This window comes from Saccharothrix longispora (assembly GCF_030852425.1).
In the GTDB taxonomy this organism is placed as follows: domain Bacteria; phylum Actinomycetota; class Actinomycetes; order Mycobacteriales; family Pseudonocardiaceae; genus Actinosynnema; species Actinosynnema longispora.
The window spans coordinates 20,795-47,481 of record NZ_NSDM01000001.1 but is presented as its reverse complement, the minus strand read 5'-3'; the positions used below and the strand labels follow the sequence as shown (position 1 = coordinate 47,481).

Genomic DNA, 26,687 nt, shown 5'->3' with positions numbered 1-26,687 from the left:
TCATCACCGGCGGGCGGGCAGCGCGGCGACCGCCACCGCGATCAGCGTCAACGCCGTGCCGATCACGGTGACCGCGGACAGCTGCTCACCTGCGGCGGGGGCCACGAGGTCGACGGCGAGCGCGCCGACGAGCTGGCCGGCCACCTGGCACAGCCCGACCAGCAGCACACCGAGCCGGCGCACCGCCAGCACGGCCGAGCCGATGGTGACGATGCCGAGCACGCCGCCCGCGTAGAACCAGGGCTCGGCGGGTGCGGCGGACGGCAGGCCGCGTGCCGCCACGTCCACCGCGCACACGACGAGCAGCACCGCCGTCCCGGTGCCGAAGTTGACCATGGTGGTCACCCGGGTGCTGTTCGCGGCCTCCCTGACCAGCCCGTTCACCGCCTGCTGCCAGCCGAGGCCGAGGCCTGCCAGCGCGGGCAGCAGCGCGAGCCACAGGTCGGCCGGGTCGCCGACCTCGTCCGACACGGCCACCGCGACCGCCACCACGGCGAGCGCCGCGCCGGTCACGCGGGGCCGGGTCAGCGGCACGCGGCCGGCCGGTCCGACGCCCACGCGGTCGACCGCCAGGCTGCTCACGGTCTGCGCGGCGACGACCGCCACGGTGAACACGGCCACGCCCAGCGTCGCGACCGTCAGGCCCTGCGTGGACACGAAGAACGCCCCGCACGCCCCGCCGACGCACTGCCACCAGCGGATCCGGCCGTCGCGCAGGGCCGCCGCCAGCCTGGTCACCCCGGCGCGGCCGGCCCGTGACGTCGGCACGGCCAGCAGCAACAGCACCAGCCCGCCGCCGAACGACACGAGCGCGGCCAGGAAACCATCGCCGAAGACGAGTCCGAGTTCGCCGTTCAACCGGCCCTGGACGGCCAGGAACACCCCGCCGACGAACGCGAGGAACGCGCCGGCGAACCGGGCGCGGTCACCCAACCGACACGGCCCCGCGGTCGCGCACCCGGCTCGCCAGGAGCGCCCCGAACAGCGCCAGCGCGGCACTCGCACCCGCCGCCGCGGCGGGGCCGACGTGGTCGAGCAGCGTCCCGGCCAGGGGGAGCGACAACGCCGAGCCCGCCGTGGTGAACGTGCCCATCCAGCCGAACGCCTCGGCCTTCCGGTCGTCCGGGGCGAGTCCGTTGACCCGCTGGTTGTTGGCCGCGATGGCGGGTGCGATGGCCATCCCCCCCACTCCGAGCACGAGTCCGATCAGCCACACCGACGACGGGTCCAGCACCGGCGGCAGGACGAGCACCAGCGGTGCCACGCCCAACGCCATCAACAGCATCCGCCGGGCGAACCGGACCCGCCCGGTGAGCCCGCCCGCGATCAGGCCGCCGACGACGGACCCGATGCCCCACACCGCCGTCAGCACTCCCGCCACCGCGGGCCTGCCCAGGTCGCGGGCCCAGGCGATGATCACCATGTCGATCGACACCAGGGACGCGACCAGGAACATCGCGGTCACCAGCGCGAGCGCCAGCGAACCGTCGGCCAGCAGCGTCCGGCCACCCGCCGGTCTCTCCCTCGCCACCGGTTCGTCCAGGCCCGCCCGGCGCAGCGCCCCGGCGAACCCGAGCGCCCCGAACACCGCCAGCACGCCGCACAACCACAGCGCGACCTGCGCGTTCCACACCGCCACCACGGTCGCGGCCAGCGCCGGTCCGACGACGTACATGACCTCCTGCATCGACGCCTCGACGGTGAACACGGCCGACTGCGCCGCCCCCTTCGCGAGGCGCGGGAAGCTCGCCCGGCTCATCGCCGTCACCGGCGGCGTGCTCGACCCGGTCAGGAAGCCGACGACCACCGCCACCGGCCACGCGCCGCCGGGCAGCACCGCGGGCAGCAGCCCCAGCGCCGCGATGCCCGTGCCGTAGCCCAGTGCCGTGACCAGCAACAGCCGTCCGGCCGGACTGCGGTCGGCGGCCCGTCCGCGCACCGGGCCCGCCACGCCCATGCCCAACGTCAACGCGCCGCCGACCACGCCGGCCACCGCGTAGGACCCGGTCCACCCGGCCATCAGGAACGACACCGCCAGCGGTGTCGCGGGCAGGTGCGTGCGGCCCAGCATCGACCACAGCAGCAGCCACGGCAGGTGGGGGACGCCGGCGAGTTCTCGGTAGGGGCGCAGCACGGTGACACTCTGCCCGCCGGCACCGACAGCGGGATGCCGAACATCCACGGGAACCCGCGGCCCTCGGTTAGCGTCAGCACCTCTGCACGCCGCTCACGAGGGGACAGCTGTGACCGATCCGACCGGACGACGGGCCGAGCTGGAGGCGCGGAACGCGGCCATGCGCGAGCAGGTCGACTCCCTCCTGGCCGAATTGAACAAGAAGACGGCCGAACTGCGCGAGACCCAGGCCAAGGCGATGGCGATCACGGCCAGCGCGGTCTCGAAGGACGGCTCGGTGCGCGCCACCGTCGACTCCGCGGGCGCGTTGACGTCCCTGGAGTTCTCCGCGAGCGCCTTCGAGCGAACCACCCCCGACAAGCTGGCACGCCTGACCACCGAGACCGTGCAGCAGGCCGTCGCCAAGGCGCGGACCGAGCTGAACGAGGTGCTCGCCCCCGCCCAGCAGGGCGCGAGCGTCGACCTGTCGGAGATGCTGCCCGGCGTGCCGTCGCTGTCCGACCTCATCCCGAAGCCGCCCGTCGTGCCGCAGGCGTCGACGCCGCCCAGGCGTCCCGCGCCCCGGGACGACGACGAGGGTGGCAGCTTCATGGACAGGAGTGGCTGGTGACCGGTTTCGACGTCAGTGTGTCCGGCCTGCGCCGCGGTGCGGCGCAGTTCGGTGCGGCGGGTGATTCGCTCGACGGCGTGCTCCAGGCGTTGAACTCCGCCTTGCAGGCCGAGGGGCAGTGCTGGGGCGGTGACGAGTCGGGGCAGGCCTTCGCGAAGGAGTACGTGCCCAACTCGCAGGCGACGCTGGAGGCGTTCGGGAGCCTCGCGCAGGCCCTCGACGACATCCGTACCGGCGTGGAGCAGACCGCCGACGCGTACGAGGGTTCGGACCAGGGCAACGCGACCGGGATCTCCCGGACTTACTGAGGGGCACTGCGGTGGGCATCGAGATCCCGAGCGAGGTCACCTGGCTCTTCCCGATCGTGGTCGGGCAGAGCTGGCCGGAAGGTGACGAGACGGCGCTGCGGCGCATGGCCGACGCCTACCGCACTGCCGCGCAGGGCGTGAAGTCCGTCATCGACGAGGGCAACGGCGCCGCGTCCAGCGTGTACGCCAGCCAGACCGGTGACGCGGTCAAGGCGTTCGAGGAGTACTGGAAGAAGTTCTCCGAGGGCGACGACTCGTACCTGCCGAAGCTCCAGAAGATCTGCGAGCAGCTGGCCGAGAGCTGCGACAACACCGCGTTGGAGGTGGAGTACACCAAGCTGTCGATCATCGCGTCGCTGATCGCGCTGGCGATCGAGATCGCCGCGCTGATCGCCGCGGCGTTCGGCACGTTCGGCGCGTCCACCGCGGGCATCCCGATCGCGCAGCAGGCGACGCGGCTGATCGTGCAGTTCACGTTCCGGCAGCTGATCATCGCGATCCTCAGGGAGGTCGCGATCTCGGTCGGCATCGACGCGGCCATCCAGGCCGTGCAGGTGGCGCGCGGCGACCGGGAGTCGTGGGACTGGGGCAAGACCACCGAGGCCGCCGTGTCCGGTGCGGTGTCCGGCCTGGTCGGCGGTGTGTCGGGTGGTCTCAAGTTCGAGGGTGGCGGGCTGGCCGGGCAGGTGGCCGTCGGCGCCACCCGCGGTGCGGTGGAGGGCGCCGCGTCGACCGTCGGCACGGCGGCCGCGCTGGGGCAGGACATCTCGGCGCGCGACGTGCTCATGGGTGCGTCGGCGGGCGCCGTGTCCGGTGGGATCGGCGGGGCGAAGGACGGCATCACCGTCGAGGCGCCGCGCGTCACGCCCGGTGGACCCGACGGTGGACCGCCGGCCGGTGGTCCCGTCCCGCCGCCGCCGACCGTGGGCGGACCGCCCGCCGGTGGCGGCGCGCCCGCGGGCGGGCCGTCCGGCGGGACGGGTGGTGCGCCGGGCGGGCCGTCGGTGAGCCCTGACGGGCTGAACCGGATGCCGGGGGGCGCGACGTCCACGTCGTCCGTGGCCGCGCCGCCCGCGCCGGGGCCGTCGGTGGCCGCACCGCCGTCGGTGGGCGACTCGTCGCACGGTGGCGGGGCGTCGTCGAGTGGTGGCGCGCCGTCGTCGTTCGGTGGTGCGCCGGCCGGGCAGGGTGCAGGGCGGGCGTCGTTGCCCACCGCGCCCGGTGCCGGTGGGGGCGGGTCGTCGATCGGCAGCAGGTTGGGCACGTCCGGTGCGGCGCCGTCGGTGGCCGCGCCGGTCGGCGGGCCGGTGTCCGGTGGGACTTCGCCCGGTGGGACTTCGCCCGGTGGTTCGACGCCCGGCGGTCCGGTGGCCGGTGGTGGTGCGGCGCCTGGTGGCGCCGGGTCGTCGTCCGGTGGATCGGCCGCGCGGATGCCCGGTGGTGCGTCGGTGACCGGTGGGGCGGCTTTCACGCCCGGGTCTTCGGGGGGTGCGCCGGTCGGTGGTGCTGCGCCCGGTGGGGCGACTGCCGGCGGACCCGCTGCCGGTGGTCCTGCCGCCGGGGGATCGGCTCAGGGTGGTTCGCCCGGGCTCCGGCCCGGTGCAGGTGTGACCGGTGGTGGGATGCCCGGTGGTGGGATGCCTGGCGGAGCAGTGCCCGGTGGGGTCATGCCGGGTAGTGGCTCGCCGAGTGGTGCCTCGCCCGGTGGTTCGTTCGGTGGGACGACTCCCGGTGGTGCTGTGCCGGGTGGGACTCCGGCCGGGGGGAGCGCGCCCGGCGGTCCTGCTGCCGGGGGAGTGACCCCTGGTGCGCTTGCCGGTGGCGGGCCCGCTGGTGGCGGCGTGCCCGGCGGCGTGACTCCCGGTGGGCCTGCCGCGCCCGGCGGGTCGCTGCCGGGCGGTGGCACGTCTGGTGGTCCCGTGCCCAGTGGTGGCGCTGTTCCCGGCGGGGTGCCCGCTGGTGGAGTGCCTGCCGGTGGGATGCCCGCCGGTGGGCCGGTGGCTACCGGCGGGCCGGTGCCCGGTGCTCCTGCCGCGCCTGTCGCACCCGGTGGAGGAGCGGCTCCCGCGGGGAGCGGGTTGCCCCCGACGGGTGGTCCTGCGCCTGTGGGAGGTGCGCCCGGTGGAGGTGCGCCCAGTGGAGGTGCGCCCGGTGGAGGTGCGCCCGCTGGAGGTGTCCCCGCTGGTGGGCCCGCTCCCATGGCGGGTGGCGCCGGTGGGTTCGCGCCGCCTCCCGCCGGAGCTCCCGGTGGCGGTGGCGGCGGTGGGCGTGGACCTTCCGCGCACTCCGGTGGCGAGTTCTTCACCGACGGCGGAACCGGTGGTCAGGACGTTCGCGGGACCGATGCGGTCAGTGCGAGTTCGGTGACCGGCATGCCGGTTCAGCCCGTCCAGAACGCCGGGCCGGTGGCGCTGCCCGAGCAGCGCGGGAGTGCGCCCGCGCAGCAGCCGCCGACGAACCCGACGGGCGGGTTCGGGCCCCAGCCCGGTTCGTTCGGGCCCCAGCCCGGTGGTTACCAGCCTCAGCCCGGTGGTTTCGGGCCGGCCGGTCAGCAGCCCGGTGGTCCGGTCGCCCCTCGGGCGGACGGGGCCGCTCCCGCTGTTCCCCGGACCGATGGACCGGCCCCCGCTTCGCGCGGCACGGACTCGGCTCCCGCTCGACCCGACCTCGCTCCGGCTGCTCGGGGAACCGACGCGGGTCGGCCCGACACGGCCCGGCCCGATGCAGGTCGGCCCGAGACCGCGCCGATTCCGCGGGGTGCCGATCAGCCCGTCGGAACCCCGGCTCCGGACCCGGCCGCCGGCGGTCCCGCGTCGGGCGACAACCCCACGCCGGGCACGGACGGCACCGGCAACACGACGGGCGACACCGCCGGCGACACGACCGGCGCGCCCGGTGACGAGCACTCGCCCGCCGCCGCGCACGAGTGGCCCGCCGACACCGGCACCAGCACCGGTGCGGACCCGGGTACCGACCCCGCCACCGACCCGTTCCCCCGGAAGAACGTCTGGAACCAGCCGGCCGGCGTCGTGGAGGGCTTCTCGCACGACGGCCCCTACTACTCGGTGCACGAGTCCACCGGTCCCACGGACCAGTCGGTCGGCACGTACGACCAGCGCGCCGCCGCGATCGTGGAACCCGGCTACCAGCCCTACGGCCCTTACGGCAGCTACGAGCCGTTCCGCGCCGCCCACTCCACCCCCGACGGCGGCATCGCCTGGCCGCCCAACCAGGGCGCGGGCGGCCCCCGGGTGGTCGTCGAACTGCCCGCCGGCACCGTCCTCGACCGGTTCGGCAGCCCCGGCGGCGACTTCCTGTCGCCGTTGAGCCCGGACGGGCAGGCGTACGGGTTCGGCGAGCGCGCGATCATGCCGGACAGCCTCGGCAAGGGCTACCACGTCTACGTCCTCGACGCGCCGCTCACCGTCGAGCTGGCACCGGTCGCGCCGGCGTTCGACCAGGCGGGGGGCGCGCGGCAGCTCCAGCCCGTCCTGAACGCGGACCTCGCCGACCCGGCCACCGGCCGGATGAGCGTGCAGCGCCTGATCGACCTCGGCGTGCTGCACGAGGTGGACGTGCCGCCCGCCGACGGTCGGGTGCTGCCGCCGGACTTCGGCACGTTCGACGAGAACGGCAACGTCTCCAGGCCCGACACCGTCACCGTCGACGAGGCCCGCAACGGCGCGTTCGACGACCACGCGCCCGCGAACCAGGCCGCCGACCTCGCGCCGAACCCGGACCTCGGGCCGGTCGCGCACAACGGGCCGATCCCGCTGGGCGAGGTCTCCCAGCGCGTCGACCAGGCGATCCGCAACAGCCAGGTCACCGACGCGGGCGTCGCCCTGCACACCGAGGACCGGCTCCGCGACCTGTCGAGCCGCATCCCGGCCAACGGCGACCACGTCGTCCTCGACGTCCACACCGACGGCGACGGCGTCCGCATCGGCGACACGCGCTACACGCGCGCAGAGCTGGTCGAGCTGGTCGGCAACCACCCGGCCCTCGCCGGTCGGCCGATCGTGCTCGTCGGCTGCGACGCGGGCGTCGGCGGCGCCGACAGCCTGGCCGCGCACGTCGCGCGGGAGACCGGTCAGCGGGTGGTCGCGCCGGACAACCTCGCCTGGTCCGACCAGCACGGCAACGTCTACTCCAGCTCGCCGAACGAGGCCGGCACCGGGCCGAGGATCCCGCCGGACGGCGGCTGGCACGCGTTCGACCCGGACGGCACGCACGGCCCGGTCGGCGAGCGCGGCATGCCGCCCGGTCACCAGCCGACCGGCGACCTGGCGAACGACGACCAGGCGCACCGCGGCCGCCAGGACATCGAGCCGCAGGTCCAGGAGCCGTGGTCGGCCCCGGAGACCCGGCACGAGCAGACCGTCCGGCTGGGCGACGACCAGTCGTTCTTCCAGGGCCAGGACCTGCCGCGCGACACCCGCGTCTCGATCCAGGGCGAGGACGGCACCGTCCGCACGGTCGTGCACGTCGACGCCGACGGCAACGCCTACGTGGACGCCGTCGCGCCGAACACCCGGCACGGCGACAACCCCGAGGTGCGCAACCCGATCCCGAACGCCCACTACCGGGTGGAGGTCGGGCACCGGCACGACGTGTTCGTGGCCACCGCCGACGGCACGCGCGCCGTCACGCAGGACACCATCCGGGTCGGCGACCGGACCGTGCCGATCGAGCGGACCGCGCCGATCGAGCCGATCCCGGAGCCCGCCAACGGCCGCCAGGTCATCGGCGCGGACCACCCGCTGGCGCCGAGGCCGGGCGAGGCGTTCACCGCCCGCACGGACCTGCCGGCGGACACCCGCATGGAGGTGCACGACACCGACGGCACGTACCGCGGCACGGTGCAGACCGACGCCGACGGCCGGCCGAGGTGGGTGGCGGCGCCGGACTTCCTGGCGGACGGCACCCGCAACCCCGAGGTCATGCACTCCTCGCAGGGCACGAACTACAACATCGACCGCGGCCCGCTGCACCAGGAGTACCGGACCGACGCGAACGGCCACCCGCAGGACGCCGTCGCGCGCACGGAGCCGACGACCACCCGGCAGGTGCCGGTCACCGGCCTGGGGCAGGGCGAGCCGTTCAGCAGCCCCGGCCAGGTGCACGACGCGAACACCGAGTACGTCGTCAGCGACGAGCACGGCCAGCACCGCGGCCGGTTCCTCACCGACGAGTCCGGGCACGTGGTGTTCGAGGACACGCACTCGGGCCAGCGCAGCCGGGTGAACAACGAGATCGCCCAGGCCCCGGCGTCCGCGCAGGTCACGTCGGACGGCTTCTACGGCCTCGGCCGGGCGGAGCAGCCGACGCGGACGTGGCCGACGCCCGCCAACGGCGAGGTGCACCTCGCGGTGGAGCGCGTCAAGGTCGACGGCAAGTGGGAGTACTCGGTCAGGGTGGTCAGCGGCGACACCGGCGGGTGGACGCCGGAGCAGCGCGACGCCGTGCTCCAGCCGTACGACAACAGGAACCCGTTCTCGTCCCGGGCAGACCTGCCGCCGGGCACCCGGTTCGTGCTGGACGACAACAGGGGGCAGGGCTACGGCACGTTCCAGACGGGTGACGACGGCGCCACGTCGCACATCCACACGTTCCGGCCGTTCAGCGCGGACCTGAACAACCCGCTGCCGAACGCGGTGCTGGTCGCGGACGGCGACTCGTGGCGCGGTCGCACGAACGGCGACGGCGAGACGGTGGCCACCACCGGTCGGCCCGACCTGTCCTCGGGCGGCGCGATCCGCCGGGACGGCGCGGCCCAACTCGACGTCGGCACGCACGGCGAGGTCGACTCGAACGGGCGAAAGCTGTCCGACGGCGGCCACCACCAGGGCAACGAGACCGGCGGTCCCGGCGAGGCGGCGAACCAGTCGAGCCAGCAGCGCGACCAGAACCAGGGCAACGAGCGGCCGGCGTTCGTCACCGAGGAGACCTGGCACCGGATGGAGCGGGACCGCGCGGCGTTCATGAGGGCCGGCGGTACGGTCGAGATCATCGACACGTTCGCCCTGCGCGACCCGCTGCAGCGCCACCCGCACACGTACCAGACCCGCTGGCGCGTGACGCTCGACGACGGCACGACCGAGATCTACGTCAGGAGCTACCCGAATGAGCACAACGCAGCCCTCTGGCCGGCCGACTTCTGAGCAGCGCCACGACGAGCTGCTCCAGCACATCGGCGGCATGCTGCTGGACGCCGCTCCGGAGGGCTTCCGCCGGATCGACGTGCTGGTGCGCATGACGGTCGCCGTGCAGGACGTGGCGCTCAAGGTCTACCTGCCGGACGGGAGCACGCCCGACGTGGTCCCGCCGGACGGCCTGAACGCCGCGTTCCAGGAGATGCGGCAGGTGATGTACCGGCAGGGCCGGGGCACCTGGTTCTCGGCGCGCTGCGTGGTGAACGCGCCGGTCCGCATCGACATCACGTACAACTTCGACCACGACCCGCGGTTCGACCCGCCGGTGCCGGCCGCCGACTTCGCCCGTGACCTCCACGTCTTCCCCCGCGACGACGCCTACGTCCCGGACTGGCTGCGCGCCAGGCTCGTCGAGGCCGGCGCGAGCACCGAGGAGCAGAACGCATGACCGCCCCGCAGTTGGACGTCGAGGACCAGAACGCCATCCTGGGTTCGGTCACCACGCTGCTGGTGCAGCGCCTGCCGGGTGACTGGGAGCAGCTCTGGGTCGACCTCCGGATGATCGGCTCCCACCTGGAGGCCGAGGTGTCCGGGCTGACCATGTACGGCTCGTCGTTCGAGTGGGAGCTGCCGCCGGAGGCGCTGCCGTTCTTCGTGCAGCTGCGGCACGGCATGGCCGTGCCGGGCCGGGGCACGTGGTTCTCGATGAAGTTCCACCTCGTGCACCCGGACACGTACTCGGCGACGTTCGACCGGGAGAACGAGCCGGACTGGAAGCAGGCGCCCGAGCCCCGGCACCACGTCGAGGAGCTGGAGCTGTACCCGCGCGACGACGACGCGGTCCCGGCGTGGCTGCGGGAGCGCGCGGGCCTCACCACCGCGACCCCCGGGCCGGCGCCCGGTCACGCCGTCCACGAGGCCCCGGTGTTCGACGGCCTCGCCGCCGACGGCGCCCCCGTGCACCACCGGCCCGCCGTGCACCCGCAGGAGCGGGACGCGGTGCTCGCCTACCTGGAGGGCGCGCCGGTCGTGCTGGCCGCCCGCTCCTACGGGCAGGACGCGCTCGACCCGGGCGCGGAGCCGTCCGTGCCGCTGTCCTTCCACACCGACGGCACGTGGGTGTGGCCGGGCGGGGTGGCCCACTACCTGCGCGCGCACCACGTGCCGCCGGTGCCGCAGCTCGTCCAGCACATCCGCGACAACGGCTACGCCGTGCCTGCCGTGACCCCGGAGCAGGAGGACGCGGCGGCCGCGGTCGCCACCGGGCGGGCCGACGGCGCGCCCCTGCCGGAGTACCACGAGCGGGTGATCACGGACGCCGAGCGGCGCGTGCTGGAGCACCTCAAGGAGCGGCTCGACCACTACGGGGTCGCCGAGACCGAGTACGGCATCGTCGAACCGAGGCTCGACGCGCTCGTCCTCGAACCCGCACCCGGCCCGTCCGGGTGGCAGGTGCAGTTCTGGGACGGCAGCCGCGGCCCGCACGGCCGGCCGCGGGTCCACGAGCACGCCGTCGACGCGGCGAAGGTGCTGCTCGCCGAGCTGCTGTGGCGGTCGGACCTCGACCAGGCGCGGGGCGCGGGGCGCACGCCGGTCGTGCAGCCGGTGCCGGACATCCAGCCGCTGCCCGACGAGCCGCCGCTGTCGCTGTTCCGCGACCGCGAACCCGTCGTGCTGCCGCCCGGCACCGAACTTGATCGGTTCGGAGCCGAGACGGGCAACCTCGTGTACGCGGCCGGGACGATGTTCGGCAACCGCTCGCTGCCACCGGATTGGCTGAACCGTCGTTACCACGTGTACCGGGTGCAGAAGCCGGTGCCCGCGCTCCACGGCATCGCGGTGCCGTGGTTCGGCCAGGTCGGCGGCGGCACGGGGTACTTCCTGGCCTCGTCGGTCCGCGACCTGCTGGCCGACGGGAGCCTGGTGGAGGTGCCGGAAGCGACGACGCAGCCACCGCCACCGAAGGTCCAGGGGTGATCGCTGGGCGTCATTAGTCCGATCGGCCCAGCGGGGTCCCGTGCGGGCACGGGGAGTCGCGGGGGAAGATGGTCCACGTGTCCGAGCTGAAGCCGCTGAACCCGACCGAGCAGGATGCGCTGGTCAAGCAGATCGGCCTCACGCTGATGCGCGCCGCTCCCGAGGAGTGGCGCCACGTGACGGCCGAGTACCGCGCGACCGGTCGGTACTTCGAGCTGGCCGCCGAGGTGCGGTCGGTCGACGGCGCCGTGCGCGCGTGGTCCCCGCCCCCGGACGTGGCGCAGCTGTTCTCGCGGCTGCGCGCGGGCATGTACCGGGAGGGCCGGGGCAGCTGGTCCAACGCCCGGTACCAGCTCGACCACCCGTCGAGCTACAACCTGGACTTCGACCGCGCCGAGCCGTCCTGGCAGACGCCCCCGCCGCCGCAGGCGTACCTCGACGAGATGCGGTTCTTCCCGCGCACGGACGACAACGTGCCGGACTGGCTGCGCCGCAAGCTCCAGCCCGCCCCCGCCCCGGTCCCCCCGGCCGGGCGCGAGGCCGGGTCCGCGCCGCGCGCGTTCCGCACGGCCCGCGTGTTCGACGGCGCGGGTCCCGGCGGCCGCCCCTCGGTGAACCGCCCGCCGGTCCCCGAGGCCGACCGCGACCTGCTGCTGAGCTACCTCGACCGCGCACCGGTCGCCGTGGTCGGCCGCGGGTTCGACGCGGACGTGCTCAACCCGGACGCGCCGCAGGTCGTGCCGGTGGCGTTCCAGACCGACGGCCAGTGGATCTGGCCCGCCGCCGTCGGCTACTACCTGCGCGCCTACGGCGTGCCGCCGGAGCCGGAGCTGGTGGAGCGGGCCGCGCAGCAGGACTTCGTGCTGCCCGAGGTGTCCGAGGAAGCGCGGGTCGCCGCCGCCGCGAACCTGGGCGCGCCCGCCGCGCCGCAGGGCACCAAGCTGCCGGTGGCCGAGCCGCCGGAGGCCCCGCCCGAGCCGGTGGAGGTGGGCGCGACGGTCGTCGCCCCGCTGCCCGAGCCGCCGTCCGACGACCCGCAGCGGGTCCGCCCGGACGTCGAGCAGACCGCGAACCTCGCCGACCTCAAGCCCGAGGTCGTCGAGTACGCCCAGGAGGGCCCGCCCTACCGGGTGCGGTTCGAGGAGGACGGTCCGGTCATCGACGACCGGTACCGGCGCGAGTCCTACGTGGACGGCATGGACCTGTTCGCGCCGGTGCCCGCGTACGACCGGGACGAGCGGGACGACCACGAGGCGCGGGACGACCGCCCCGAGCGGGTCGAGCCGGGGCCGGGCGACACCCAGGCGTGGAACCCGTTCTCCGACGACGACCCCGAACAGGTGGCGGCCGAGGAGACCGCCGAGGTGGGGGTCGCCGCCGACGAGGCCGACCGCCCGGCCGAAGCGGACACCGGGCACGCGCCCGACGAGGTGACCGCCGAGTTCGAGGTCGGCCAGGAGCACCTCTACACCCCGGCCGCGCACGACGACGCCCGCTTCGACGGGCGGGAGGACACCCGCTTCGACGAGCACGACGGGCACGAGGACCCGCACGTCGAACCGCACGACGACCGCGACCGCCACGACGACCGCGACCGCCACGGGGACGCGGCCTTCGAGCAGCACGCCGAGCCGCCGTTCGCCGAGCAGCAGCCGTTCGCCGAGCAGTCGTTCACCGGGCATCGCGAGCACGACGGGCACGACGACCACCGCGAGCACGAGGACCGCGAGGAGCGCGTCGAGTCCCGGTTCGAGGAGCAGGACGAGCGCCACGACCACGAGCACCACGACCACGAGCACCACGACGAGCACGACCACGACGAGCCCCGCCGGACCGAGGACCGGGACGAGGCGCCCGCCCCGTTCGCCGAGCAGGTGCCGCCCCCGTTCGCGGACCAGGCGCCGCCCCGGTTCACCGAGGCCGCGCAGCCGTTCCGGGACCCGACGCCGAGCGCGCCGCAGCCCGTCCAGGTCACGCCCCCGCCGCCGGCGGAACCGCGCCAGGTCACCCCGGAGGAGGAGCGGGAGCTGGCCGGCACCCGCCGCGCCCTGGACGAGCTGGACGTGCCGCCCGCCGCCTACCGGTTCGGCGAACCCGTCGACCGCACGTGGCTGCTGCGCGTCGACGGCCGGGACTGGGAGGTGTCGTGGTTCGACCGCGGCCCGACCAACCCGGTCCGCTTCGACCGCGTCGAGGACGCCACCGCCTACCTGATCGGCAAGCTCGTCCTGGCGCACCGCCGCGCGCCGCGCCCGGTCCCGCCGCCGCTGCTCCCGCCGCCCCCGCCGCCGCAGCGGCCCCGCCCGCCGGTGGCCAACGGGTTCGCCGGCGAGCCGCCACGCCGTCCCGCGCCGCCGCAGCGCCCGCCGGTCGAACCCCAGCAGCCCCAGCAGCCAGCCCAGCAGGGCGAGGGCAAGCCCGTCCGCACGTGGCCGATCAAGCCGATGAACGGCGAACCGCCGCTCACGCTGTTCCGCCACAAGAAGATGATCGAGCTGCCCCCGGGCCTGGAGGTCGACCGCTTCGGCGACGGCTCGGGCAACCTGGTCTACGCCGCGGGCACGCCGTTCGCCGAGCGGTCGCTGGTGCCGTCGTGGATCAACCGCCCGTACAAGGTGTACCGGCTGCGCCGCCCGGTCGAGGCGCTGACGGGCATCGCCGTGCCGTGGTTCGAGCAGCCCGGCGGCGGCACGGCGTACCTGATGCCCAAGACCATCGACGAGATGCTCGCCGACGGCGTCCTGGTCGAGGTCGCCAACCAGGAAGCGCCGACGCACTAGTCACGGGTCGGTCGACGGTCACGGGTCAGTCGACGCGCAGCCCGTGCGCCCCGGCGAACGCCACCGCGGTGCCCAGGTCCACCCGGGCACCGCGCAGCGACGCCTGCGCCAGGCCGTCCGCGTCCAGCCGCGCGCCGCGCAGGTCGGCGCCGCCCAACCGGCAGCCGAGCAGGCGGGCGCCGGTGAGGTCGGCGTCGCGCAGGTCCGCCTCGCGCAGGTCGGCCTGCTCCAGGTTCGCCTCGCGCAGCCGCAGCCCGCGCAGCGACGCCTTCGGCAGCACGGCGCCGGAGAGCCCGACAAGCGTGAGATCGGTCTCCTCCACGGTGATGGGCCGCATCGAGCAGTCCATGAACACCGAGCCGAGCCACGTGCACGAGCGGAACACCGCGTCGCCGAGCACCGCGCGGGTGAACTTGCAGGAGCGGAACGCCGACGCGGTGTGCGACGACTCGCCCAGGTCGGTGCGGTCGAACACGCAGTCGGTGAACGTGCAGTTCGACGTCACCAGGCCCCGCATGTCGGCCTCGGTGAAGTCGCAGCGCACGAACGACCGGCCCTCCCACCGCTGCTCGTACAGGTTCGCGTCGGAGTAGTCCTCGCCGATGATGTCCACTGTCACACCTTGTCATCGTCCACCAGTTGGTAACCTCCGACCTGCCGGGCAACCCCGTCCGGCACGCGGTCCCGGTGTAGAGACCGCCGCTGACAGGTCGTCAGCCTGCCTGGTGGTGTCGTGCCCGAGGACGTGGAGCCACAACATTCGGGAAGGCACATGACCCGCACGCCAGTGAACGTCACCGTCACCGGTGCGGCCGGCCAGATCGGCTACGCACTGCTGTTCCGCATCGCCTCCGGCCACCTGCTGGGCGCGGACGTCCCGGTGCGCCTGCGCCTGCTGGAGATCCCGCAGGCCGTGAAGGCCGCCGAGGGCACCGCGATGGAGCTGGACGACTGCGCGTTCCCGCTGCTGTCCGGCATCGACATCACCGACGACGCCAAGACCGCCTTCGACGGCGTGAACGTGGCGCTGCTGGTGGGCGCCCGCCCGCGCACGAAGGGCATGGAGCGCGGCGACCTGCTGGAGGCCAACGGCGGCATCTTCAAGCCGCAGGGCGAGGCGATCAACGCGGGCGCGGCGGACGACGTGCGCGTGCTGGTGGTCGGCAACCCGGCCAACACCAACGCCCTGATCGCGCAGCGGCACGCGCCGGACGTCCCGGCCGAGCGCTTCACCGCGATGACCCGCCTGGACCACAACCGGGCGCTGGCGCAGCTGGCGAAGAAGCTGAACGTGTCGGTCACCGACATCAAGAAGCTGACCATCTGGGGCAACCACTCGGCCACCCAGTACCCCGACCTGTTCCGGGCCGAGGTCAACGGCCAGGTCGCGGCCGAGGCCGTGAACGACCAGGCGTGGCTGGAGAACGAGTTCATCCCGACCGTCGCCAAGCGCGGCGCGGCGATCATCGAGGCGCGCGGCCTGTCGTCGGCGGCGTCGGCGGCCAACGCGGCCATCGACCACGTGCACGACTGGGTCAACGGCACCGCCGAGGGCGACTGGGTGTCGATGGCCGTGCCGTCGGACGGCTCCTACGGCGTGCCGGAGGGCCTGATCTCGTCGTTCCCGGTGACGGTGGCCGACGGGAAGTACTCGATCGTGCAGGGCCTGGAGATCGACGACTTCTCCCGCGCCCGCATCGACGCCTCCGTGGCCGAGCTGGTCGAGGAGCGCGACGCGGTGCGGGCCCTCGGCCTGATCTGAGCCCCACGCGTGCGGAGCGCCCCCTCGTCGGATCGTTCGGCGAGGGGGCGCTCCGCGTCCTGTGCGAGGCTGGACGCGTGACGAAGAACCCGTGGCCCGTGCCCGTGCCCCAGCTGCCCGACTCCGTCCACCCCGTGCTCGCCGCGACCGTCCGGGCCGCCGCGGACGCCTACGGCCGGGCCCGCCGCGACTTCACCCGGGCCGAGCTGCGCGAGGAGGTGGCCGACGGCGCGGACGGCACGCCGACCATGCGGGTGGACGCCCTCGTGGAGGGCGCGATCGCGGAGGCGGCGGCCGCGGCGGGCGTGAACCTGCTGTCCGAAGAGGCAGGGTTCCTCGACAACGGCTCCGCCGCGACCCTCGTGGTCGATCCGGTCGACGGGTCGGCCAACGCGTCCCTCGGCGTGCCGCTGTCGTGCTTCGCGGGCGCCCTGGTGGTCGACGAGGAGCCGGTGGAGGCGTTGACGGTCTGGTTCGACACGGGCCGCGCGTGGTCGGCGCGGGCGGGGGAGCCGGCGGCGTTCCGGACCACGGGCCGCACGGCGCTCAAGGGCGCCTCGGTCTGCCTCATGCGCCCCAAGCGCGGCACCGAGGACGCGTGGATGCGGGTCGCGAACCAGGCCGACCGCATCCGCGTCCTGTGCACCTCGTGCCTGGAGACGATGCTGGTGGCGGAGGGTTCGGTCGACGCGTTCGCCGACCCCGGCTCGGACACCCACCGGTTGATGGACCTCATCGCCGCCCTGGTCACGCTGCCCGCCGCCGGCGGGGTGCTGCTCGACCTGCACGGCCGGCCGCTCACGTTCGGCCCCGACCTGTCCCGCCGGTGGTCGGGCGTCGCCGCCGCGACGCCCGCCCTCGCCGACGAGCTGATCGCCACGATCCTCGGCTGACGCCCCGCCGGGTTGCCGTTCTGCTCACGCCGCCGTGACGGCGACGGCGCGGGGCGGTGCGGGCCGACCGGGCGCGTGCTCCCGGGGAGGCGCGTCGAGGGCGACGTGCCCCGCCGTGCCGCCCGCCGGCGGGGTCCGGACCGCCGGTGCCCCACCCGGCGCCGCGCTACCGCGCCGGGGCCGAGTCCTTGAGCCTGGGGGATTCCGGGGTCCGGGGTTTCACCAGGCTCGTCGGGCCGGGGTAGACCAGCCCTTCGTGGCCGTCGGGGAAGCGGACCAGGTACGGGGGCGCACCTTCCGAGCCGCGCACCTCCAGGATCTCGCCGATGTTCTCGTCGAGGCCCACGGAGCGGCTGTGGACGTGCAGCCGGTCGCCTACTGTCGCGTGCATCTGCAACACCTCCGGTGCGTCACAGCGTAGGACTGTTCCGGAGGTACCGACAGGGTGGCTTATCCGCTCAACCGGCCAAGTTCAGCCGAACGTGGGACACCCGCCGGTGTCAGCCGCAGGCGCTCGACAGCGCGGCCACCTGGTCCAGCTTCTGCTGCGACCACTCCGCGATGCCCGACGGGTTCAGGTCCTCCAGCGTCACCTGGCTCATCGTGGTGGAGACGCCGGTGATGGCGTCCTTGAGCGTGGTGTCGCCGGTCTTCGCGGCCAGCTCCTCCAGCTCCTTGGCCTTCTGCTGGGTCTCCTCCACGGCCTTCTGCGGGTCGGTCGCGTCCGGCGTGAAGCCCGCGATCCGGAGCGCGTCGATGCACAGCTGCGCCTTGTCCGCGGCCTGGCCGACCTGGTTGGCGGTGTTCTGCGCCTCCTGCACGGCCTCGCAGCCGGTCGCGGCGCCGACGAGCCCCAGGGCCAGCAGGATGGTGGCGACCGGACGACCTGCGCGCATGGAGTGCTCCCTGATTGCCGTGGGGAACGACCGGCTGACCGGCCGTGACCGTTTCGTCCGACTCTACCGACGCGCGTAGAGGCGACGCACCACATCGTCGATTTCCGGCTCCTCGACCACCAGGTCGTGCACCTCAGCCCGCGCCGCGACCGCCGCGATGAGCCGGGCGGCCGTGGTGTCGGCGCGGCGGAACACCAGCCGGTGGCGCAGGCCGTTCAGCTCGGCGGTGGCGGAGGCGACGCCCGGCACGCCGGCCAGGTCGTCCACGGGCTCCTCCAGGTCCACGACGAGGACCCGTTCCGGCGCCACCTCGGCCCGCAGCGCCTCCAGCGGCCCGTCGGCGAGCACCGTGCCGCGGTCGATCACCACCAGCCGGGGGCACAGCCGCTCGATGTCGTCCAGGTCGTGCGTGGTGAGCAGCAGGGTGGTGCCGCGCCGGGTGTTCAGCTCCGCCAGGAACTCGCGCAGCCGCTCCTTGGACTCCAGGTCCAACCCGATCGTCGGCTCGTCCAGGACCAGCAGCTCGGGGCCGTGCAGCAGGGCCGCGGTGACCTCGCCGCGCATCCGCTGCCCCAGGGACAGCTGGCGCACCGGCGTGTCCAGGAACGGGCCCAGCTCCAGCAGGTCCACGCACTCCCGCAGCCGCTTCGCGTGGTCCTCGCGCGGCACCCGGTAGATGGCCCTGAGCAGGTCGAAGCTGTCCGCCAGCGGCAGGTCCCACCACAGCTGGCTGCGCTGGCCGAACACCACGCCGATGCGCCGGGCCAGCTCGCGCCGCGACCGCGACGGGTCCACGCCGGACACCCGCACGTGCCCGGAGGTGGGCACCAGGATGCCGGTCAGCATTTTGATCGTCGTCGACTTGCCCGCCCCGTTCGGGCCGACGTAGCCGACGGCCTCGCCGCGCGCCACGTCGAAGCTCACCCCCTCGACCGCGCGCACCGTGCGCTTCTCGCGCCGGAACCGGCCGGTCTTCCTCGTGACGGTGAAGTCCCGGCACAGGTCGCGAACCTCGATCATGATCCAGTCCCTCGGTAGTGCCGGACGGCGAACCGCCACACCAGGCCCGCGACGGCGGCGGTGGCGACGGCTACCAGCGGTGACACCCAGCCGAGCAGCGCCGGCCCGCCGAGCGGGTCCGGGCGGCCGAGCAGCGCCAGGCCGGGGTAGTAGGCGACGAACGAGCCGCTGCCGTACGTCACCGCGTTGGCCAGCTCCTGGCCCTCGACCAGCCAGAAGCACACCGCGTTCGCCACGACCCAGATCGAGGAGAAGATCACCGCGCCGCTCAGCGGCGCCAGGACCACCAGCAGGGCGGTGGCGGGCGACCACGCGATGTCGTTGTGGGCCAGCGCCCAGACCAGCGCGACGAGGCTCGCCACGATCCGGCCGATCTTCCGCAGGTGCAGGTCGGAGGCCATCACCTGGGCGAGCGTGCCCAGCGGTCGCATCAGCACCACGTCGAACGTGCCGGTGCGGGTGTGCGCGGGCAGCTCGTCAAGCTGGCCCGCGACCATGTCCGCGAGGCCGAACCCGACGCCCGCGATCGCGTACATCAGGACCACCTCGGTGACGGAGAACCCGCCGAGCGAGGTGACCCGGCCGAACAGGATGAGGATGACGCCCAGCTCGACCAGCTGCCCCAGCCCGGACGACACGCACTGGAGCGCGAACGACGCCCGGTAGGACGTCTGGCCGCGCAGCCGCGCGCCGACGAGCTTCGGGTAGACGCGTTCAGCCACCCTGGACCACCACCTTGCGCACCGCGCGCCGCAGCGCGAGGTGGCCGGCCGCGAGCACCAGCACGGCCCAGCCCGCCTGGTGGGCGAGGGTCGTCCACGCCGCGCCGTGCTCGAGGAACACGTCGACGGGGGACTGGAGCATCGACGGGAACGGCGTGAACGCCAGCGCGGTCCGCGCCCAGCCGGGGAAGAAGGCCAGCGGCACCGAGAGGCCGCACAGCAGCCACGTGGCCAGCGTGTACAGGCCGAGCAGACCGCGGCTGTCCAGCAGCCAGAACGCGGCGGTGTTGAGCAGGAAGCGCATCCCGAAGCTCACCGCGAGCGCGAGCAGCAGGCTGACCGCGAACAGCGGGAACGCCGCCGGCCGCGGCCAGTGGAAGGGGAAGAGGAGCGCCCCGAACAGGACCGGCGGGACGAACCGCACGAGCAGCGCGAACCCCGCGCGGCCGACGTCCTCGGCGAACAGCGCCGCCTGGAGGTGCCAGGGGCGGTAGAGGTCGACGACCACGTCGCCGGAGCGGACGCGCTCGGCGAGCGCCTTGTCGCCCCAGAGCACGACGAAGGCCATGATGCCCTGCCCGAGCCACACGTAGGTGGCGGTGGCGGCGACGTCGTACCCGGCGATCGGGCCCTGCGAGACGGCCGCGACGAGCACGGCCATCCTGAGCAGCCCGAAGACGACGTTCGTCGCCAGCCCGGCGGACATCGCCTGTCGATAGGTGGAGTACCTGCGGAAACCGGCCGGCGCGAGACGCGCGTAGGCGAGCACGTCTTCCGACCCCAGGAACGGGGGCAACCGGTTTTCCGGTGCGGGCGGAACCGGTTACGCGCCGCGCACCCACTCCTCGGCGCGGGCGCGCAGGTCGGTGTCGCGGATGTGGCCGACCACCGGTTCGAGGGCACGGGCCGCGATCCGGCGCTGCCGGTCCGGGATGCCCTGCTCGGCCATGACCTCCTCGGCCAGCGCGTCCGGGTCGGCGGCCCACGGCCCCAGGCTGCGGATGAGCCGGGCGCGCAGCGCGAACCGGTCGACCACCGCCCGGGCCCGGCGCACGCCGCTGCGCTCGCCGCCGTGCGAGGCCGCGAGGGCGACCGCCGCCCAGGCCAGCCGGTTCGCGCTCGGCCGCCCGTCGTCGTACACGCGGCCCTGCGCGGTGACGCGCACCCACTCCCAGTCGTTCGCGTCGCCCACCGTCGTCCCGTCCACGTCGTCCGCGTTGTCCATGTCGTTCACACCGGTCGTGTTGTCCGCGCCGGGCATCTCCCTGCCGCCGGGACGCCGTGACGCCCAGGTCGAGCACCCTCGCACGACAGACCCTCGGCGTGCTCCGCCAGCGCCCGCGCACAACACGATACCGATCGGAGTTCGATGGATGTCGTAGTGCGGTCGCCGGCCGACCCGGCCGCCACGCGTCGACGCACCGCCCCGCGTCGGCCTGGCGCTGCCGGTGCTCGCGCCCCGGGCCCAGTCCTACTCGGAGCCGAAGGCGCTGGTCGCCGTCTCGCCGCCCTCCGCCGGGCTCGCCAGGCAGTGGAAGTAGGCCTCGTCGCCGTCCGTGAACCCGACCGCGGTGAACTGCCAGCCGGACGTGTCCACGGTGGGGCGCGTGTTGGCCTTCATCACCTCGGCCGTGCAGACCTCGGCGATCTGCGGCTGCCTGGCCAGCTCGTCGGAGTCCAGGTCCGGGACGGGGCCGTTCAGCCAGCCGCCGGCGAACGCCTCCCAGTAGTGGTCCTCCGAGCAGTTGCCGACCCGCCGGGCCGACGCCGGCTGCCCGCCGATCGACACGATGCCGCGGTAGCAGGTGGGCTCGGCGACGCAGTACCCCGTCTCGCACTCCGCCAGCTGCGGCGGGGGCAGGCGCTTGCCCTCCGAGGGGTTCGTGGTGCCCGTCCCGCTCGCGCCGGGCGAGGTGCGGTCCGACTCCCGTGCCGCCCACCACCACGTGCCGAGCGCGACGGCCGTGGCCAGCACCGCGGCCCCGATGACCAGCGGCCACGGCTTGCGCGTGGGCTTCGGCTGGAACTGCGGGGGCCGGTAGGGCTGCGGTGGCCCGGCGGGCCGGAAGTGCGGTGGCCCCGAGTGCGGTGGCCCCGAGTGCGGTGGCCCGGAGTGCGGCGGTCCTGGGTGTGGTGGCCCCGAGTGCGCCGGCTGGGGCCCGGACTGCTGCTGGAACGGCTGCCGCGGCACCCCCGGTGGGGGCGTCACCGGCGGAGGCGTCGCCGGGACCTGCTGCGGCGTCCAGGCCGCCGGGGCGCCGGCGCCCGCCTCCAGCTCCCGGCGCAGCTGAGCCGCGCTGGGCGTCCGGTAGGCGATGTCGTGCTCCAGGGCGCGCACGAGCGCGTCGTGCAGGTCCTGCGGCACGCCCGGCACGTGCGGCACCGGTGACCGCAGCACCTCGCCCAGGTGGTCGAACGACTCGATGGGCCACGGCACGGGGCGCGGCGGCCTGCCCGCGAGCAGGTCGTACAGGGTCGCGGCCAGCGAGTACACGTCGGCCGCGGGCGTCGGGTGGGCCATCGCGAACGCCTCGGGCGGCGCGTAGCCGGGGCTCAGCGAGTCCCGGGTGACCGTGCTGGAGCCCTCGGCGTCGAGCAGGGCCGCGAGACCGAAGTCGGCGAGCTTCGCCGTGCCGTACCGGTCGAGCAGGATGTTGCCGGGCTTGATGTCGCGGTGCAGCACGCCCTCCGCGTGCGCGGCGGCCAGCGCGTCCGCGAGCTGCACCCCGAGCTGCCGCACCCGGTCGGCGGGCAACGGCCCGTCCCGGCGGATCAGGTCGGCCAGCGACCCGCCCGAGCACAGCTCCATGACCAGGTAGGGCGTGCCCTGGGGGGTGAAGTTCGCGTCGTGCACGCCCACCACGTGCGGGTGACCGGACAACCGGGCCGCCGCGTGCGCCTCCCGCAGGAACCGCCGCCGGTCCCGCTCGGTCTGGAGCACCCGGTTGTCGATCTTCACCGCGACCTCGCGGTTCAGCTGGACCTGGCGGGCGCGGTACACGGTGGCGAACCCGCCCTGGCCCAACGGGGTGAGGTCGGTGAGTCCCGGCAGCTGCACGCCGGCGACTCTAACCGTTCTTCGCCGACGCCTTCGCGGCCTTCTTGAAGTCCCGGACCTCCCGCAACGACGCCGAGTCCACGACGTCCGCGACGCTGCGGCGCGACCCTTCCTCCCCGTACGCCCCGGCAGCCTCCCGCCACCCCTCGGGCGTCACGCCGAACTGCTTGCCCAGCAGGGCGAGGAAGATCTTCGCCTTCTGCTCGCCGAACCCCGGCAGCCCTTTGAGCCGGTGCAACACCTCCGCGCCGTCCGGCTCGCCACGCGCCCAGATCAGCTCGGCCTGCCCGTCGTAGTTCTCGACGAGGTGCTGCGCGAGCACCTGGAGCCGCTTGGCCATGGCGCCGGGGAACCGGTGGACGGCGGGCTTCCGGGCGACGATGGCGGCGAACTCGTCGGGGTCGGCCTCGGCGACCCGGTGCACGCTGAGGCCACCCATCCGGTCGGCCAGGTCCTTCGGTCCCCGGAACGCCTTCTCCAGGGTGATCTGCTGGTCCAGCAACATGCCGAAGAGCAGGGCCGACGGGTTGGTGGACAGCAGTTCGTCGGCGTCCGGGTCCTGGGTCAGGCACAGCTTCGGGCTCATGCGCGGAAGGATGCCACGTCGGTCACGAGGCGCTGGATGATGCTGTCGTGTCGGAAGCGACTGTGCGTGCCCTCGGGCGTTCGAGTCCACCCGGATTGACGGATGTTGGTACCGAAGTAACCCTGGGTACTTGGAGGTGGTTCATGGCCGCCCAGTCCGCTCCGGTCAAGGTTGATCAGGAGACGCACGCCCTGATCGCTCATGCCTCCACCGCGCTGCACATGTCGCAGAAGGATCTTCTCTCTGCGGCGGTTCGCGAGTACCTGCGTAGTCGTCGGGAGGAGATCAACGCCGCCCTGCGCCGCACGATGCAGATGATCGACGGCACGGAAGCCAGTCAGGTGGCCGTCCTGACGGGCATGTCCCGTGAGCGCCTCGATGAACTGGGTGGAGTTCGAGAAAGCTGGTGACCGTTCGTCCCGCCCTGAGGGTCCTGCGTGCCGAAGAGCCGGCCAACGGGTTGGTGGACAGCGACCCATCGGCGTCCGGCTCCCGAGCCGGGTGCAGCCTGGCCTCATCAGCGGAGGGGTGCACATGGTCTGTGGCCTCAAGGCGGACGGGGGCATAGTAGTCAACATCCTGACAGGGCTACGTGACCCATCTCTCACCCGTCATGGTGGCCGGCGTGTTGAGCTGGTCAAACTTGCGCCCGGTTGCCCTGTGTTCAGCATTGACGCATGTTCAGCGAAAATGAACATAGTGAGATTTTGAACGAGCGCACCCGGTTGGGCGAGCTGCGGGGGTGGCTGCGCAGGCTTGGTCTCGAGGTGGACATGAGGCCGGTCAAGCACGCCCCCGACGAAGGGGTCGATGCGGTGGCCCGCCTCAGCCGGGGGTCAGGTGCGGCCCGGAGCTACGCCGTCCTGATCAAGCGGGCCGTGCCGCCCGAACTCGCGACCGCTCTCCACCCGCACGCTTCGCCGCCCACGCTGGTCGTCGCGCGCTCGATCACGGAGCGGGCAGCGGGCCTGCTACGGAAGCGCGGCATCGATTACGTCGACGAGGCGGGCAATGCGCACATCGCCCGGGGTGACGTGCTGATCGACGTCCGGGGACGCCCCAGGGTGGCGGGGCACAGCAGCGGTCCTCATCGCGTAGGGGCAAGGCGTTCGGCCGTGCAGGCCTGCAGGTGGGGTTCGTCCTGCTCAGCTGGCCGTCGATGGCACACAAGCCGCTGCGTGAACTCGCAAGCGCCGGCGGGGTCTCGCTCGGCACGGCTCAGGCGGTGGTCGACGACCTCACCAGGGCCGGGTACCTGTACGAGGTGGCGGGCGAACGCAGGCTGGGCAGGGCGGGGGAACTGCTCAACCGATGGTCGGAGGCTTATTCGACGAGGCTCGCACCAGTGCTTTCCCTCGGCGACTTCGAGGCCTCCGACATCTCGTGGTGGCGGGATTCGGAGGACGAGTTGACGAGGCTCGACGTCCAGGTGGGAGGGGAAGCCGCTGCGAGCGTCCTCGACCCGCACCTCATTCCCTCCACTCTCACCCTCTACGCCGACGAGCGGCCGCGATCGCTGATCGGCAAGCACCGATTGGCGCGCGCCGAACAAGCGGGCAACGTCCACGTGCGACGACGGTTCTGGACGGTGGCGCGGCAGGCTTGGATCGTGCCGCCCACGCTGATCTACGCTGATCTCCTCGCCTCCGGCGACCCCCGCCAACGCGAGCACGCGGACAGGATCAGGCTCAGTGGCGATCGACTTGCGCATCTCGACCGACTGTGAGGTCCCGCGGGCCGCCAAGGTGCTGGTGCGATCGATGAGGTGGCTCGCGAAGCGGGGGTCGATTACCTGGTCGTCGGGGCCACCGCACGCTCGCTCGTCTCGTTCGACCTGCTGGGCCGGAGCCCTGCACGTCAGACGAGAGATGTCGACATCGCTGCCGAGGTCGGTTCCTGGGGTGAGTTCGACAACCTGGTCCGGAAGTCCGACCGGCACGGCAACAGCGCGCACAAGTGCATCGTCGAGGGCGTCGAAGTCGATGTGGTGCCCTACGGCGACATCGGACAAGAGGGCCGGAGGATCGTGTGGTCCGATGACCATGCGATGAACGTCCTCGGTTTCCGCGAAGCGGTCCACACCGCGCAGACGGTGCTTCTGCCGGACGGCGTCACCATCAGGATTCCGTCGATTCCGGCGCTCGCGCTCCTGAAACTCTTGGCCTGGGTGGATCGGCACTACGACGACACGCGCGACGCGCTCGACCTGGCGACGATGATCGGGTGGTACTCGTCCGGGAAGTACGTGGAGCGACTCTACGGTGAGGATCTCCACGTGCTCGAGAAGTTCGACTACGAGCCGCCACCGGCAGGAGCATGGCTCTTGGGATCGCACATACCGGCTTTGCTCGATGACGACGGCATCGCCGAGTTGCTCCGCATCCTGGACGACGACGAGTTGATGGGGCGGTTGGCGAGGGACATGGGGTCACCTCGTGCCGCACTGGTGCTCCAGGCCATGAGCCGAGGCATTCGTGATGTCGTCGATGAGGCTGGGCGGGCACCGTCCACGTGATCAGCCCGACTCAGGGCATTGTCGATATGCCTTCGTGGAGCGCACCCTGGCCATGATGGCCATCCTCACCGAACACACGACGCCGTGGAACGCCATCGCAGCGCTGCCCACGACGGGCGGTCCCGCGAATCAGGTCGTGGACTTCCGCAAGCACTACGTCGATATGACCGCGACCGGTCTGGTGATCATCGGGCATGTCGCCTACGAGATCGAGAAAAGCCCGGAACCGCAGTGGCGCGCGGCGCGGTACGTCGATCTCGCGACCAAGGTCGACTGGAACCGCAACGCCGAGATCTGGCGCAACAACGTCATCAATGGCGACAAGATCAGTACCACCCGTGCCCCAGGACGCGTGGCGGCCGCCAAGGTCATGGAGGTCGTGGGGCTGCGGACCCCGGAGCACGTCACTCCTTTGCCGCTGGTGGACGGCGCTCACTGAGCTGAGGTCATCGCACGGGACGTGGTTTGTGAAGAGTCTGTCGTCGTGGCGCTCCAGTGGGCACCACGACGACAGACGTGCGCCGTCAGGCGAACTCCGGGATCAGGTCGCCGATCAGGCGGAGGCTCGTCAGCACGTCCTCGTGCTCGATGCCGCCCACCTGGTGGAAGGTCATCAGGCGGTCGATGCCCAGGTCCGCGTAGGTGCGCATCTTCCTGCGGCACGTCTCCGGGCTCCCGACGATCAGCGAGTCCTGTTCGTTGAGCGCCTCGAAGATCTCCCGGTCGGGCACGTCGTCGCCCTCCAGGACCCGGGCGATGACCTGTTGGGCCGTGGTCGGCCCGGTGGTCGTCGCGGCTTCCGCCCGGAGGAAGTCGCCGGTCAGGCCGCCGCCGTCGGGGGCGTCCAGCAGTTCCCGCTGGTGGCGGACGGTGGCGGCGAAGGCGTCGCCGGCTTCGAAGAAGGTGAGGGCCTTGACCGTGTACCAGGCCGCCGCGGCGACGGCGCCGTTGCGGACCGCCTGCTCGTCGGTCTCGGCGCAGTGCACGAACGTGAAGAAGGCGACCTGGTCGTCGACCCGCGCCCACCGGGTCGGTGCACGCCGCGGCGGCGTCGCGGTAGAGGGCGATCATGCGCCGGACGCGTTCGGCGGACTCCCAGATGGTGGTGCCGAGGACGCCGACGCCCCGGCGTCCCGCCTCCTCGAACGACGCGGGGCTCGCGGCGGCCTGCCACAGCGGCGGTGGGGGCGTTGCAGGGGTTTCGGCACGATGGGCACGTCGCGGATCTCGAAGTCCTCGCTGGAGTGCGAGAAGCGCTCCGACGTCCACATCCG

Annotated in this window: 24 protein-coding genes and 2 pseudogenes; 13 read left to right on the top strand and 13 right to left on the bottom strand. The window is 73.4% G+C overall.

Going from position 1 to position 26,687, the window contains the following annotated elements:
- Window positions 1–3: 3 nt before the first annotated feature.
- Both CKY47_RS00250 and CKY47_RS00245 read right to left on the bottom strand, forming a co-directional pair.
- A complete protein-coding gene (locus CKY47_RS00250) occupies window positions 4–933 on the bottom strand; it encodes a DMT family transporter (RefSeq protein WP_306743540.1) in 930 nt (309 codons plus the stop codon).
- Entirely contained in the window at window positions 926–2,134 is a 1,209-nt protein-coding gene (locus CKY47_RS00245; RefSeq protein WP_306743539.1) for an MFS transporter, read from the bottom strand. Before CKY47_RS00245 ends, CKY47_RS00250 begins: the two co-directional genes overlap by 8 nt.
- A 109-nt stretch (window positions 2,135–2,243) precedes the next feature.
- Here CKY47_RS00245 and CKY47_RS00240 point away from each other — a divergent pair, with 109 nt between their 5' ends.
- The 7 genes and pseudogenes from CKY47_RS00240 (at window position 2,244) to CKY47_RS00210 (ending at window position 13,961) form a co-directional block, all read left to right on the top strand.
- Complete coding sequence (locus CKY47_RS00240; RefSeq protein ID WP_306743538.1) at window positions 2,244–2,744, top strand: YbaB/EbfC family nucleoid-associated protein; 501 nt, start codon at window positions 2,244–2,246, stop codon at window positions 2,742–2,744.
- Window positions 2,741–3,052, top strand: a complete 312-nt coding sequence (locus tag CKY47_RS00235; RefSeq protein ID WP_306743537.1) for a WXG100 family type VII secretion target — start codon at window positions 2,741–2,743, stop codon at window positions 3,050–3,052. Before CKY47_RS00240 ends, CKY47_RS00235 begins: the two co-directional genes overlap by 4 nt.
- An 11-nt stretch (window positions 3,053–3,063) precedes the next feature.
- Window positions 3,064–3,453 (top strand): annotated as a pseudogene (locus tag CKY47_RS37195) (WXG100-like domain-containing protein); the annotation flags it as partial.
- 1,971 nt (window positions 3,454–5,424) lie between these two features.
- Window positions 5,425–9,213 carry a glycohydrolase toxin TNT-related protein gene (locus CKY47_RS00225; protein ID WP_306743535.1) on the top strand — a complete coding sequence of 1,263 codons (3,789 nt, stop codon included), beginning with the start codon at window positions 5,425–5,427 and terminating at the stop codon, window positions 9,211–9,213.
- Window positions 9,176–9,652 (top strand): hypothetical protein, encoded by a 477-nt coding sequence (locus tag CKY47_RS00220; RefSeq protein WP_306743534.1) that lies wholly within the window; start codon window positions 9,176–9,178, stop codon window positions 9,650–9,652. The genes CKY47_RS00225 and CKY47_RS00220 overlap by 38 nt, the downstream gene beginning before the upstream one ends.
- Window positions 9,649–11,181 (top strand): TNT domain-containing protein, encoded by a 1,533-nt coding sequence (locus CKY47_RS00215; RefSeq protein WP_306743533.1) that lies wholly within the window; start codon window positions 9,649–9,651, stop codon window positions 11,179–11,181. Before CKY47_RS00220 ends, CKY47_RS00215 begins: the two co-directional genes overlap by 4 nt.
- 77 nt (window positions 11,182–11,258) lie before the next feature.
- Entirely contained in the window at window positions 11,259–13,961 is a 2,703-nt protein-coding gene (locus CKY47_RS00210; RefSeq protein ID WP_306743532.1) for a TNT domain-containing protein, read from the top strand.
- 25 nt (window positions 13,962–13,986) lie between these two features.
- Here CKY47_RS00210 and CKY47_RS00205 read toward each other — a convergent pair whose 3' ends face one another.
- Window positions 13,987–14,574: a pentapeptide repeat-containing protein gene (locus CKY47_RS00205; RefSeq protein ID WP_306743531.1), complete on the bottom strand. Its 588-nt coding sequence runs from the start codon at window positions 14,572–14,574 to the stop codon at window positions 13,987–13,989.
- Between the two features lie 159 nt (window positions 14,575–14,733).
- Here CKY47_RS00205 and CKY47_RS00200 point away from each other — a divergent pair, with 159 nt between their 5' ends.
- Window positions 14,734–15,723: a malate dehydrogenase gene (locus CKY47_RS00200; protein WP_306743530.1), complete on the top strand. Its 990-nt coding sequence runs from the start codon at window positions 14,734–14,736 to the stop codon at window positions 15,721–15,723.
- Window positions 15,724–15,800: 77 nt separating this feature from the next.
- Complete coding sequence (locus CKY47_RS00195) at window positions 15,801–16,616, top strand: inositol monophosphatase family protein (protein ID WP_306743529.1); 816 nt, start codon at window positions 15,801–15,803, stop codon at window positions 16,614–16,616.
- Between the two features lie 166 nt (window positions 16,617–16,782).
- Here the strand turns inward: CKY47_RS00195 and CKY47_RS00190 are convergent, their stop codons facing one another.
- The 8 genes from CKY47_RS00190 to CKY47_RS00155 all read right to left on the bottom strand — a co-directional run bounded on the left by CKY47_RS00190 (window position 16,783) and on the right by CKY47_RS00155 (window position 22,898).
- Window positions 16,783–17,007, bottom strand: a complete 225-nt coding sequence (locus CKY47_RS00190) for a DUF1918 domain-containing protein (protein WP_306743528.1) — start codon at window positions 17,005–17,007, stop codon at window positions 16,783–16,785.
- A gap of 109 nt (window positions 17,008–17,116) precedes the next feature.
- The gene (locus CKY47_RS00185) at window positions 17,117–17,512 is read right to left on the bottom strand and encodes a bacteriophage spanin2 family protein (protein WP_306743527.1); all 396 of its coding nucleotides are present in this window, start codon (window positions 17,510–17,512) and stop codon (window positions 17,117–17,119) included.
- Between the two features lie 63 nt (window positions 17,513–17,575).
- Window positions 17,576–18,532, bottom strand: a complete 957-nt coding sequence (locus CKY47_RS00180; protein ID WP_306743526.1) for an ABC transporter ATP-binding protein — start codon at window positions 18,530–18,532, stop codon at window positions 17,576–17,578.
- Window positions 18,529–19,254 carry an ABC transporter permease gene (locus tag CKY47_RS00175; RefSeq protein WP_306743525.1) on the bottom strand — a complete coding sequence of 242 codons (726 nt, stop codon included), beginning with the start codon at window positions 19,252–19,254 and terminating at the stop codon, window positions 18,529–18,531. The genes CKY47_RS00180 and CKY47_RS00175 overlap by 4 nt, the downstream gene beginning before the upstream one ends.
- Window positions 19,247–20,050: an ABC transporter permease gene (locus tag CKY47_RS00170; RefSeq protein ID WP_306743524.1), complete on the bottom strand. Its 804-nt coding sequence runs from the start codon at window positions 20,048–20,050 to the stop codon at window positions 19,247–19,249. Before CKY47_RS00170 ends, CKY47_RS00175 begins: the two co-directional genes overlap by 8 nt.
- Window positions 20,051–20,077: 27 nt before the next feature.
- On the bottom strand, window positions 20,078–20,515 hold the full coding sequence (locus tag CKY47_RS00165; protein ID WP_306743523.1) for a hypothetical protein: 438 nt from the start codon (window positions 20,513–20,515) through the stop codon (window positions 20,078–20,080).
- A gap of 210 nt (window positions 20,516–20,725) precedes the next feature.
- Window positions 20,726–22,312 (bottom strand): serine/threonine-protein kinase, encoded by a 1,587-nt coding sequence (locus CKY47_RS00160; protein ID WP_306743522.1) that lies wholly within the window; start codon window positions 22,310–22,312, stop codon window positions 20,726–20,728.
- 10 nt (window positions 22,313–22,322) lie between these two features.
- Complete coding sequence (locus CKY47_RS00155) at window positions 22,323–22,898, bottom strand: HhH-GPD-type base excision DNA repair protein (protein WP_306743521.1); 576 nt, start codon at window positions 22,896–22,898, stop codon at window positions 22,323–22,325.
- 143 nt (window positions 22,899–23,041) lie between these two features.
- Here CKY47_RS00155 and CKY47_RS00150 point away from each other — a divergent pair, with 143 nt between their 5' ends.
- The 4 genes from CKY47_RS00150 (at window position 23,042) to CKY47_RS00135 (ending at window position 25,852) form a co-directional block, all read left to right on the top strand.
- Window positions 23,042–23,308, top strand: a complete 267-nt coding sequence (locus CKY47_RS00150) for a hypothetical protein (protein ID WP_306743520.1) — start codon at window positions 23,042–23,044, stop codon at window positions 23,306–23,308.
- A 719-nt stretch (window positions 23,309–24,027) separates the two neighbouring features.
- Window positions 24,028–24,624, top strand: coding sequence for a type IV toxin-antitoxin system AbiEi family antitoxin (locus CKY47_RS00145; RefSeq protein WP_306743519.1), 597 nt, complete (start codon window positions 24,028–24,030; stop codon window positions 24,622–24,624).
- A gap of 39 nt (window positions 24,625–24,663) precedes the next feature.
- Window positions 24,664–25,413, top strand: a complete 750-nt coding sequence (locus tag CKY47_RS00140) for a nucleotidyl transferase AbiEii/AbiGii toxin family protein (RefSeq protein ID WP_306743518.1) — start codon at window positions 24,664–24,666, stop codon at window positions 25,411–25,413.
- A 34-nt stretch (window positions 25,414–25,447) separates the two neighbouring features.
- Window positions 25,448–25,852, top strand: a complete 405-nt coding sequence (locus CKY47_RS00135) for a DNA sulfur modification protein DndB (RefSeq protein WP_306743517.1) — start codon at window positions 25,448–25,450, stop codon at window positions 25,850–25,852.
- An 85-nt stretch (window positions 25,853–25,937) separates the two neighbouring features.
- On the opposite strand, the gene CKY47_RS00130 is transcribed toward CKY47_RS00135, so the two are convergent.
- Window positions 25,938–26,399: a hypothetical protein gene (locus CKY47_RS00130; protein WP_306743516.1), complete on the bottom strand. Its 462-nt coding sequence runs from the start codon at window positions 26,397–26,399 to the stop codon at window positions 25,938–25,940.
- Window positions 26,400–26,475: 76 nt separating this feature from the next.
- A pseudogene (locus CKY47_RS36805) lies at window positions 26,476–26,682 on the bottom strand (hypothetical protein); the annotation flags it as partial.
- Window positions 26,683–26,687 lie beyond the last annotated feature (5 nt).

Excerpts from the sequence above, each read along its gene's own strand:
- CKY47_RS00225 (WP_306743535.1), top strand. The coding sequence starts at position 5,425 with ATGCCGGTTCAGCCCGTCCAGAACGCCGGGCCGGTGGCGCTGCCCGAG.
- CKY47_RS00220 (WP_306743534.1), top strand. The coding sequence starts at position 9,176 with ATGAGCACAACGCAGCCCTCTGGCCGGCCGACTTCTGAGCAGCGCCAC.
- CKY47_RS00215 (WP_306743533.1), top strand. The coding sequence starts at position 9,649 with ATGACCGCCCCGCAGTTGGACGTCGAGGACCAGAACGCCATCCTGGGT.
- CKY47_RS00200 (WP_306743530.1), top strand. The coding sequence starts at position 14,734 with ATGACCCGCACGCCAGTGAACGTCACCGTCACCGGTGCGGCCGGCCAG.
- CKY47_RS00190 (WP_306743528.1), bottom strand. The coding sequence starts at position 17,007 with ATGCACGCGACAGTAGGCGACCGGCTGCACGTCCACAGCCGCTCCGTG.
- CKY47_RS00185 (WP_306743527.1), bottom strand. The coding sequence starts at position 17,512 with ATGCGCGCAGGTCGTCCGGTCGCCACCATCCTGCTGGCCCTGGGGCTC.
- CKY47_RS00180 (WP_306743526.1), bottom strand. The coding sequence starts at position 18,532 with ATGATCGAGGTTCGCGACCTGTGCCGGGACTTCACCGTCACGAGGAAG.
- CKY47_RS00165 (WP_306743523.1), bottom strand. The coding sequence starts at position 20,515 with ATGCCCGGCGCGGACAACACGACCGGTGTGAACGACATGGACAACGCG.
- CKY47_RS00155 (WP_306743521.1), bottom strand. The coding sequence starts at position 22,898 with ATGAGCCCGAAGCTGTGCCTGACCCAGGACCCGGACGCCGACGAACTG.
- CKY47_RS00150 (WP_306743520.1), top strand. The coding sequence starts at position 23,042 with ATGGCCGCCCAGTCCGCTCCGGTCAAGGTTGATCAGGAGACGCACGCC.